Genomic DNA, 8,289 nt, shown 5'->3' with positions numbered 1-8,289 from the left:
AGGCAGTGGTCACCTGCCAAATTTCCTCCCCAAACCACTCAGCAGCCTGGTGCAGGCGTCGACGCGCTCGGTCAGCTGCGCCAGGGCGGCGGCGTTCTCGCGATCGCTGCGATCGATCTCCTGACGCAGCGCCTGACTCTCGACCTGCTGCGCATTCAGCGCTGTCTGCAATCTCCCGAGCTCGGTTGATAGCCCACTGACCAGCGACTCGGAGTCGCGCTGCTGTTGCTCTAACTGCTGCAATAGCAGCGTTTCCAGTTCGGTCATTGCTCAGTCCTCTCTGGTCAGTTGGATCACGGGGGTCCCATCCTGCAGGCTCCCCACCCAGGCCTCGTCGGGGTCGATCCCCACCAGATAGGTCTCGCCCTGAATCGTGCGGATCTCCACGCTCGGGGGCAGCCTCGGCGCCGCCTCCTCGGCTCGCTGGATCTCCTGATTCAGCACGGCCAGACGGTCCATGCGGCTGTCGATCAGCCGGTCGGCCAGGTGCAGGCCACCCGCCGTCACGCTCCCCACGGCCAGCATCACGGCCGCGGTGATCGCCGCCGGACGTGTCCAGCTCCGCAGGCCGCCAATCCGGCTCAGCCGCTCGGCCTGTAACGCCGCGTCCGAGAGCCTCTGCTCGATGCCCTCGATCTGTTGCCGCTGTCGCGCCTCCGAATCGCTCAGCGCCGTCTCCCAGCCCGAGAGCCGCCGTGTCTGCTGCCGCTCGATCTGGCCCAGTGCCTCGGACAACGTCGTTCTCAGCCGCTGGGTCTCGTCGCTGATAGCGGACTCTGTGGTACGCCGCGCGTCGTTCAGTTGCTGCTTCAAGCCTTTCTCGTGCTCGCTCAGCTGCCGCTGGGTCACGTCGTCCAGCTCGGCCAGCTGCTGCTGTCTGCGCTCGGCGAGCCTCTCGCTCAAGGGTTTGCTCGATGGTCCAGTTGTCACGGAACAGGTCTCCTCGTAATCGGATTGATTGCGTGGCGCCCTCCGGGCGCACGCTGACGTAATCGCGCCCTGAGCGCGTGATCTCGCCAATCTCGGCCAGCGCCTCGCGCACCTCGGCGGCGGTGGTCACCAGCCCCTCTGTGACCAGCACCTCGAGGTGTTCAGTGATATCGATCCGGCTCCGAGGATGCCGGTCGAGCTTGCTCCGGCCCTCCGCCTCGTTGCCAGGCTGCACGAGCCGTGCACGGTCAGGATCGTCGGGCCGTGCCCAGCCCTGGTCGTGGTTCCAGGCGTCGCGTAGCGGGTCGAACAGTCGCTCATGGCCAGGGGGCGCCACATTCAGCGCCCGCCCTGACGTCAGCTCGACACGAGCGGTGATCGTATGGATATGCGGCGTGCCATCATCGTCGCGGTGCAGCACCGCACAGGTGGCGTACTGGTCGGGCTCCAGGCCCGCGAATGCCGTGGCCTCCCACTCCTCGAGGACGGCCTCGATCTCGGCGGGAGAGGGGTTGTCCTCGGGCGCCCAGGCGATGACGCCGGAGGTGTAGCGCCACTGGTGCGGACTGCTGTCGGCGACCTGGGCGACCAGGTGCGGGTCGCCGCGCAGCACGGTGACCTCGGCTCGCCGATCGCCGTTATGGTCATGCTCCTGGAGCAGATAGCGCACCGCACCGGCGGTGCTGCCCTGACCATGGCGGAGAAATTTCAGGTGCACGGCTCAACCTCCTGGCCCTGGACGTCAGGATCGTAACGGGGTAGCTCGGCGAGCCGGTGCAGCTCGCGCTGGATGGCGGCCAGCTCGGCGAGCAGCCGCAGATGGTCGCTGGGGGTCAGGCCAGTGCTGTTCAGCACGCGAGCGATCTGATTGACGTTGCTGCCGATCGCGGCCAGCTGCCGGAGCAGCTCGGGATCGGCCGTCAGGGTGCGGAGGCGTCGCTGTCGTTTCGGTTTCGCAGCAGGCACGGCATGGCCACCATCGACTCGCCGGCGCACCCAATCGCTGATCGTTAGATCGGCGGTTTTCGCCTGTTGCCGCCACTGGTTGGCAGTGTCGGCGGGGAGCCTGAGCGTCACCCGTTCGGTCAGCGGTGGTGTGCGTTTGGAGGGCTCAGCCATGAGTGCCCCCCGGGGTCGAGGTTGGGGGGTCGAGGGGGCGCAGCCCCCCGCCAGCCCCTGGCAGACAGAGACCGCGGAGCGAGTCGAGTGTCTGACAGGGTAGGCTGGCTCTCGTGCTAAATCTCGCGCCTGGTCGGCAGTCGGTGTGGGCGTGGGTTGGCAATGAAAATCTCCTATAGATAGAGTGCTGCTCTTCTCTATAAGGGGTTTTTCGACAGCCACCTCGACAGACCCGAGAATCACGGGGTGGCGCCACCGGCTGGTCAGCCACACAGGAGGGGCCGACGCCCCCACCAGGGCAAAAGCGATATCGTCCAGGTCGGACGACCTGGCTGTTCAGGCAGCGAAGTAAGTTAACGGTATATCCCCCCCGCCCCGGATGCGTCACGACGACACCCTGGGATCATCGCGCTGGCTGAACCAGCAGCCCTGCCGCGAGTGAAGTGGTTCACGAAATTCGGACCAGGCGCTAAGCTTTAATCAGACAGACCCGGAGCACATCACGATGAGTACCCCACCGCAGGGCACGCAGGCCCAGCGAATTCTCGGAACGATCGAGACTTGGGCAGGATCGAGGCACGCCGCCAGGGCGTGGTACCAGTCACATCCGATCGCCGCGCTCGGCAGCATGACCGCGGCGGCGCTCGTGGCCGAGGGCCGAGGCGAGGACGTGCTACGGTTCCTCGACCACATCGAGACGGGTGGTTTCGCCTGATCGGGACAGCCCCTACCCTTGCCCAGAGGAAAACCAGGAGGGAGACCGCCATGACCGCATTCGGCTGGATGATCATAGCCTTCGCCCTGTTCATGGCCGGCGTGTGCCTGTTCACCTACGTGCAGATCGAGCGCCACGCCTACCAGACCCGCCAGCGGCGCTTGGCCCGCGAGCGTGATGTTATCGTGCAGCAGTACCAGCAGACGCCCTGACGCCGCCCCATCAGGCGAACTCACTGACCCGAAAACCCCGCTATGGCGGGGTTTTTCGTGGTGCGCCAGGCATGGCGCGCAGCGCCGATTAGGCGCTATCCGGTCCGCCATGGTGGTTGGGGCTGGATGACTTGGGGGTGAAAGTCCCCTACGGACCCAGATAGCGGGAACCGTTAGCTGAACAGCAAGGGTGTCCGTCGCGAGGCGGAATCTGAAGGAAGCTGTAGGCAAACTCCTGGCCCGACGAACAGGAACCGCATATGAGGCAGCCACATCTGGGCGAGAGGGCCATGAAACACGAAGCCCAATAGCTATCCAGAAGATGTGGAAGTAGATGCGGCGGGTAGATGGGAGGAAGGTCGCGCGTCTTACCCTGGGAGGCCTGTTCGCCTGCCATTGGCTACCGACACCGTGAGGTATCGGGATGGGCGAACAGGAGTCAGCAGAGGCCATAGTAGGCTCTCTAACCAAGAGCTGAAGGGCTGAACCTGTCACGAGTGGATAGTTGACCGCTCTCTGATGTGTACGAGCAGAAGCCTCCCTGGAGGGCTCTCGATAACTGTATGGCGGGCCGGAAGCCCAAAGACTGTCGAAGCGCTCAGAGCACACAGGCGGGCGGATTCAGCGGAACGAAGCTCAGCCCAATAATGGGTGGCAGGAACCGCCGTGGTACGGATCAGTTTGCCCGGTGGTGTGAGAGGACGGGGGAGGCGACTCCCCCTCCCACTCGATTCTGGACGCCCGGAAGCCGCGGCGGTGCCGGAAAATTTCATACCGCATTGATATTCTGTATTGTATTTCATACCATATATCGTATAATATGGAATACGATATACACTACAGACGAAGGGAATACGATATGGCACGCACCGGGATCACCTACGAGCAGGTCGCCACCGCCGCCGACGCCCTGGTGGGTCAGGGCGAGAAGCCCAGCATTGCCCGCATCCGCGAGCAGCTGGGCACCGGCAGCCCCAACACCATCCACCGCCACCTCAAGGCCTGGCGGGCCACCCAGGCGCCGGCCGAGCGCCGCGCCGCCCGCCTGCCCGATGAGCTGGCCAGCGCCCTTGCCGAGGAGATCGAGCGTCAGGCCGCCGCCGCCCGATCGGAAGCCGAGGAGAGCGCCCTCGAGGCGCAGCACACCGCCGACGAGCTGGCCGCCACCGGCGAGCAGCTCGAGGATCAGGTCGAGGCGTTGAGCGGCCAGGTGGAAGCCCTGGAGAGCGAGCGGGACCAGGTAACCGGCGAACGCAACGAGGCGCGCAGCACGCTCGCCGAGTTCCGCGAGCGGGTCAGGGAGCTGGAAACCCAGCGCGACGAGGCCCGGCAGCAGCTGGCCGAGGCCCGCAACCGGGTGACCACCCTCGAGGAGCAGCGCGACGAAGAGCGGGAAGCGCGGATCGCCGCCCAGCGCGAGGCCAAGCAGACCGACCAGGTGCGCATCGAGGCCGAACGCGCCTTGGCCGTCGCCGAGGCCCGTACCGACGCCGCCCGGCAGCAGGCCGAAGAGCGGGCAACCGCGATCCAGGAGGAGCGTCAGGCTCGCCAACAGGACGCCCAAGCGCACCGCCAGGCCCTGGGCGAACAGCGAAACGAATACCGCGAGCGCCTGTCTGCGCTGGAAAAGCAGCTCCAGGACGCCCAGAAACGCGCCCAGGAGGCCGACAAGGGTCGCACCAAGGCCGAGGCCAGGGGGGAGGGGCTAGCGGCCCGTCTGGAGGCGCTGGAGAGCAAGCGTCAGGAGGAGGAGAACCAGCGACAGCTGCCGCTGAGAAGCTAGACCCGGGGCACCGTTGAAGGCGTCAGCGATACACCTTGCTGCGGTGGGCGATCCGCACCACCAGGATGCGGATCTCCGCCTCCTCGAGGCGTGCGATGAGGCGGTAATTGCCGACGCGGTAACGCCATAGCTCGCCGAGCTGGCCCGTCAGCGGTTTGCCCAGTTGCCGGGGGTCCTCCAGCGGCTGGAGGCGTCCGCGCAGGTAGTCCCGGATGCGCTTGGCGTCGGCATGGCCGATCTTTTTGAGCTGCTTGACCGCCTCGTCGGTGAGTTCAATCCGCCAGGCCAAGCTCACGCTCCACGTCGTCCAGGCTGTGGGTCGTCATCTCGCCGCGGCGGACCTGCTCCAGGGTCTTCTCGGCCAGGTAGATGTCCTCGAGGTCATCCAGGTGCTCGAGGATCGCCTCGCGGGCGTAGTAGCTCTTGGTGCGGCCGGTGGCCTTGGCAAGGGCCTCCAGGCGCTCCTCGATCTCGGTGGGCAGGCGTAGGGCCAGCATCAAACCCCTCCTTCAAGTGTGGTTGCTATACAAGTATAGCAATGAACCCGAGCGGGGCCATGGATCTTTGATGTGACACCAGACCGTGGATCGCCCCCTTCCTGCTAAACACCGGGCGCGAAGCGCCCTAGTACCCGCAGAAGGCTGGGGTTCGGCCCACCGGCGTTTGGCACTTTAGCGGCCAGGCTGCGCTGTGTAGGGCGCTCAGCCGCGAAGCGGCTCGAAAGCGCCCTTCTTCCTCGGCTTGCCGAGGCATATATAGGAAACGCGCTTTGCGCGGTTTACTGCTCGCGGAGAGAGCAGTGAAGTGGAGAAAAAAACTGATTGGTTAAGACCTGACACTTAAATTCTTTTTCCACCGACACTTAAATTTGATGCTCCTTAGCATACCGCCTGTGACCTAGTGATAGATGGCTATCAGGCTCGGAAAATGGCGTTCGGACTCGATCAATACTGCCTCTGGTGGGGCAGAATCGGGGATTCCCGGTGGGTATTCACCGCCTCGGCACAAGAAAGCCGCTAGCAGGCTGCCAGCGGCTTCGTAGGGGATTGGGTAGGATTATGGCCAGCGGGCTTCTATGGCTTTCTCTGCCGCTTCTCTACATTGTTCTGCTGTCCAGTCAGGGTGGGCCAGCTTGAACTGGAACATCAGCTCGTTCAGCTGACGCTGCTGTTCTTCATTCAGAGCCCGCGATCGTTCATCATTCTGACGCCGCTGATTCTTCTTACCCAATCCCAGCTGCTGGACTGTGGATCCCGCTCTGTCCAGGGCTGCCTTGGCTGTCAGGTTTCGACGAGCAGTGGCCGTCCTTGTCGTCGAGATCCTAGCCTGCTCACCCCGCTTCTTCTTCAAGCGTTTCGCCGCCCTCTTCCGCTCGAACCCAAGCCGGAACTGCAGGCCGAAAATCGCGAAGAACAGCTTGGAGACGTTCTTGATCGCTGCGAGCCCCTTGTAGCTGCCATCTGCCCGTAGTTCACAGCGGGCGTGAACACCCACGAGCCCGGCCCGCTGCAGGTCGGCTAGAGCACGCTCGACACGCCGCTGCTGTAAGCCTGTCTGGCGAGCTAGATACCTCACCGTGAGGTTCATAAATCCTCCCTCTGGCGTGGGCACGCCAACCTTAAGGGTCACCAGGTCAGTAAATTTCAGGATCGCCCACAGCGTTGATAGGCACGCCTCGCGACGCTCGCTGCGTTGTTGCCGATTGCTGCCGTTGGCAAGATTAAGGCTGGGGATTTTCCAAGGGCTAGAGTAGTAGTCCACGCAGCGTCTCATCGCTTCAATGAGGACACCGGGCAAGCCGCCCTTCCCTTGCTTGAGGGGCTCTATCAGTGCAATACGGGGATTCTCGGGCTGATGCCCACAGAAATTTCCTCCCGCGTTGACCCTATGTACGTAGGGGCGTGCCGCCAATCCGTAACTCCTTCACCTCAAGCTCGGCAGCGGCAACCAACCTGCGACAGGTTCGCACGTGCGAAATTTGCCTTTGCGCAGGTCCTTGCGTATATTTCAACGCAAGAGGCCTCCCCGCTTGCCTGAGCGGTAATCCTCAACCAGACCTTGCTAGAGGCCTGGGCTTTTGAATGCTGTGCTGAGCGCCAACTCCACTACAGCATTCACTGTCTCTCTAAAACCCGGCTGCCAAGCCGGGTTTTTTCTTATGGGTACTCAACTGCCATACGCTTGAACCCAATAGACCGGGCCTCCAGCAGCGCACCGGTGATCCTTTTGTAAGTTTTCTCGATGTTGGTGCGCGCCTTCGTTACACGGCGCTCCTTCCCCGACACATCAGTGAAAATGAGTATCCAGCCGTCCGACATCGGAGCCGGGGCAACGGTTACGCCCGTAAGCGCTCCAGACTCGAACATCTGTCGAAGCATCCGAACCTCCAAGCCCCTCTCCCTCTGCTAGTCACGTCAATAATTACAGCACACCGTACAACAAACTCTACTCTCATGCACAATTGAATTTTGTTTGCGGTGTTTCTCAGTTTGACTACTTGCGCCGTTTTGGTATCTTTATGGTACCAAAACGGCATCGAGGTAGTACCATGATAGTACTAATTGGGAGCCAAAAAGGTGGCTGTGGGAAGTCGACCACTGCTGTCAATATATGCGCGCAGCTGGCCAAAGCAGGGCACGACGTGGTCTTGGTCGATGCTGATCGACAGTGCACTAGCGCCAATTGGGCAATGGATAGGTCCGCCAATGAATCACTGCCAGTGGTTCACTGCATCCAGAAGTACGAAAACATACGAGACACGTTGCTGGACCTCGATCAGCGTTACGAGCACGTAATAGTAGATGCTGCTGGTCGAGATAGCCGTGAGCTCCGTACCGGCATGACTGCAGCTCACATACTACTGGTACCTTTCCGACCTTCTCAGCCCGACCTGGACACACTGCCGAACCTCCAGGAAATCATCACGCAAGCCAAAGACCTGAACCCTGACCTTGCCGTGAAGGGGCTCATTACGATGGCCCCAACCAATCCGGTTGTTCACGAAGTCGACGAAGCCCGTGACTACCTCCAGGACTACCCACAAATCCAGCTGCTCTCGACTATCGTGCGTGATCGCAAAATTTTCCGTGATGCCATGAGTGAGGGTATGGGTGTTGTCGAAATGGGCAATGAGAAGGCATCCCAGGAAATAATATCGCTGCTCCAGGAGGTGTTTTAATGGTTAAGCGTCGAGCCCCAAGGACTCACCAACAGCCGACGCCGGAACAAATCGAGGCGTTCGCCGCTGGCGTCGAAGGTGGATCCTCCCCTCCCGCTCCCCAAGAAAAAGAGGCCACTCCCTCCCTAGATCCAGATGCTAAGCGTGACTTCAAAGCGATCCGGATACCTTTCAATGAGTACGAGTACCGGCAGCTTGAAGCGCTGGCCAAGGCGACAGGACGCACCAAGCTAAATGCTGTCCGCTGGTCCATTCTACAGATGGCCGCACAGGATACAGACACTAAATAGGCGCAACATCGGTACCAAAAAGGATTATAAAAGGCACCAATATGGTGCCGTTTTGGTACCAT

10 protein-coding genes and 1 pseudogene are annotated in these 8,289 nt (G+C 62.1%); 4 read left to right on the top strand and 7 right to left on the bottom strand.

What is annotated here, in order from left to right; genetic code table 11:
• Positions 1–9: 9 nt before the first annotated feature.
• The 4 genes and pseudogenes from KZO25_RS20020 to KZO25_RS11930 form a co-directional block, all read right to left on the bottom strand.
• A complete protein-coding gene (locus KZO25_RS20020) occupies positions 10–267 on the bottom strand; it encodes a hypothetical protein (RefSeq protein WP_262488977.1) in 258 nt (85 codons plus the stop codon).
• Positions 268–270: 3 nt separating this feature from the next.
• The gene (locus tag KZO25_RS20015) at positions 271–930 is read right to left on the bottom strand and encodes a hypothetical protein (protein WP_262488976.1); all 660 of its coding nucleotides are present in this window, start codon (positions 928–930) and stop codon (positions 271–273) included.
• A gap of 388 nt (positions 931–1,318) precedes the next feature.
• Positions 1,319–1,543, bottom strand: a pseudogene (locus KZO25_RS20220) (hypothetical protein); the annotation flags it as partial.
• Between the two features lie 95 nt (positions 1,544–1,638).
• The gene (locus tag KZO25_RS11930) at positions 1,639–2,049 is read right to left on the bottom strand and encodes a MobC family plasmid mobilization relaxosome protein (RefSeq protein ID WP_223137139.1); all 411 of its coding nucleotides are present in this window, start codon (positions 2,047–2,049) and stop codon (positions 1,639–1,641) included.
• Between the two features lie 505 nt (positions 2,050–2,554).
• Here KZO25_RS11930 and KZO25_RS11925 point away from each other — a divergent pair.
• The 3 genes from KZO25_RS11925 to KZO25_RS11915 all read left to right on the top strand — a co-directional run bounded on the left by KZO25_RS11925 (position 2,555) and on the right by KZO25_RS11915 (position 4,759).
• On the top strand, positions 2,555–2,764 hold the full coding sequence (locus KZO25_RS11925) for a hypothetical protein (protein WP_223137138.1): 210 nt from the start codon (positions 2,555–2,557) through the stop codon (positions 2,762–2,764).
• A 50-nt stretch (positions 2,765–2,814) separates the two neighbouring features.
• On the top strand, positions 2,815–2,976 hold the full coding sequence (locus KZO25_RS11920; protein ID WP_223137137.1) for a hypothetical protein: 162 nt from the start codon (positions 2,815–2,817) through the stop codon (positions 2,974–2,976).
• Between the two features lie 859 nt (positions 2,977–3,835).
• Entirely contained in the window at positions 3,836–4,759 is a 924-nt protein-coding gene (locus KZO25_RS11915; RefSeq protein WP_223137136.1) for a DNA-binding protein, read from the top strand.
• A gap of 22 nt (positions 4,760–4,781) precedes the next feature.
• Here KZO25_RS11915 and KZO25_RS11910 read toward each other — a convergent pair whose 3' ends face one another.
• The 3 genes from KZO25_RS11910 to KZO25_RS11900 form a co-directional block, all read right to left on the bottom strand.
• Positions 4,782–5,048 (bottom strand): type II toxin-antitoxin system RelE family toxin, encoded by a 267-nt coding sequence (locus KZO25_RS11910; protein WP_223137135.1) that lies wholly within the window; start codon positions 5,046–5,048, stop codon positions 4,782–4,784.
• On the bottom strand, positions 5,032–5,256 hold the full coding sequence (locus KZO25_RS11905) for a DUF6290 family protein (protein ID WP_095623473.1): 225 nt from the start codon (positions 5,254–5,256) through the stop codon (positions 5,032–5,034). The genes KZO25_RS11910 and KZO25_RS11905 overlap by 17 nt, the downstream gene beginning before the upstream one ends.
• 559 nt (positions 5,257–5,815) lie before the next feature.
• On the bottom strand, positions 5,816–6,520 hold the full coding sequence (locus KZO25_RS11900) for a hypothetical protein (protein ID WP_223137134.1): 705 nt from the start codon (positions 6,518–6,520) through the stop codon (positions 5,816–5,818).
• Positions 6,521–7,277: 757 nt separating this feature from the next.
• Here KZO25_RS11900 and KZO25_RS11895 point away from each other — a divergent pair.
• Positions 7,278–7,937: an AAA family ATPase gene (locus KZO25_RS11895; RefSeq protein ID WP_316935697.1), complete on the top strand. Its 660-nt coding sequence runs from the start codon at positions 7,278–7,280 to the stop codon at positions 7,935–7,937.
• Positions 7,938–8,289 lie beyond the last annotated feature (352 nt).

It is taken from the genome of Halomonas sp. ANAO-440, from assembly GCF_019915905.1.
Lineage (GTDB): Bacteria > Pseudomonadota > Gammaproteobacteria > Pseudomonadales > Halomonadaceae > Halomonas > Halomonas chromatireducens.
This window is presented reverse-complemented; position numbering and strand designations above follow the sequence as displayed.

Excerpts from the sequence above, each read along its gene's own strand:
- KZO25_RS20020 (WP_262488977.1), bottom strand. The coding sequence starts at position 267 with ATGACCGAACTGGAAACGCTGCTATTGCAGCAGTTAGAGCAACAGCAG.
- KZO25_RS11930 (WP_223137139.1), bottom strand. The coding sequence starts at position 2,049 with ATGGCTGAGCCCTCCAAACGCACACCACCGCTGACCGAACGGGTGACG.
- KZO25_RS11925 (WP_223137138.1), top strand. The coding sequence starts at position 2,555 with ATGAGTACCCCACCGCAGGGCACGCAGGCCCAGCGAATTCTCGGAACG.
- KZO25_RS11920 (WP_223137137.1), top strand. The coding sequence starts at position 2,815 with ATGACCGCATTCGGCTGGATGATCATAGCCTTCGCCCTGTTCATGGCC.
- KZO25_RS11915 (WP_223137136.1), top strand. The coding sequence starts at position 3,836 with ATGGCACGCACCGGGATCACCTACGAGCAGGTCGCCACCGCCGCCGAC.
- KZO25_RS11905 (WP_095623473.1), bottom strand. The coding sequence starts at position 5,256 with ATGCTGGCCCTACGCCTGCCCACCGAGATCGAGGAGCGCCTGGAGGCC.
- KZO25_RS11895 (WP_316935697.1), top strand. The coding sequence starts at position 7,278 with ATGGTACCAAAACGGCATCGAGGTAGTACCATGATAGTACTAATTGGG.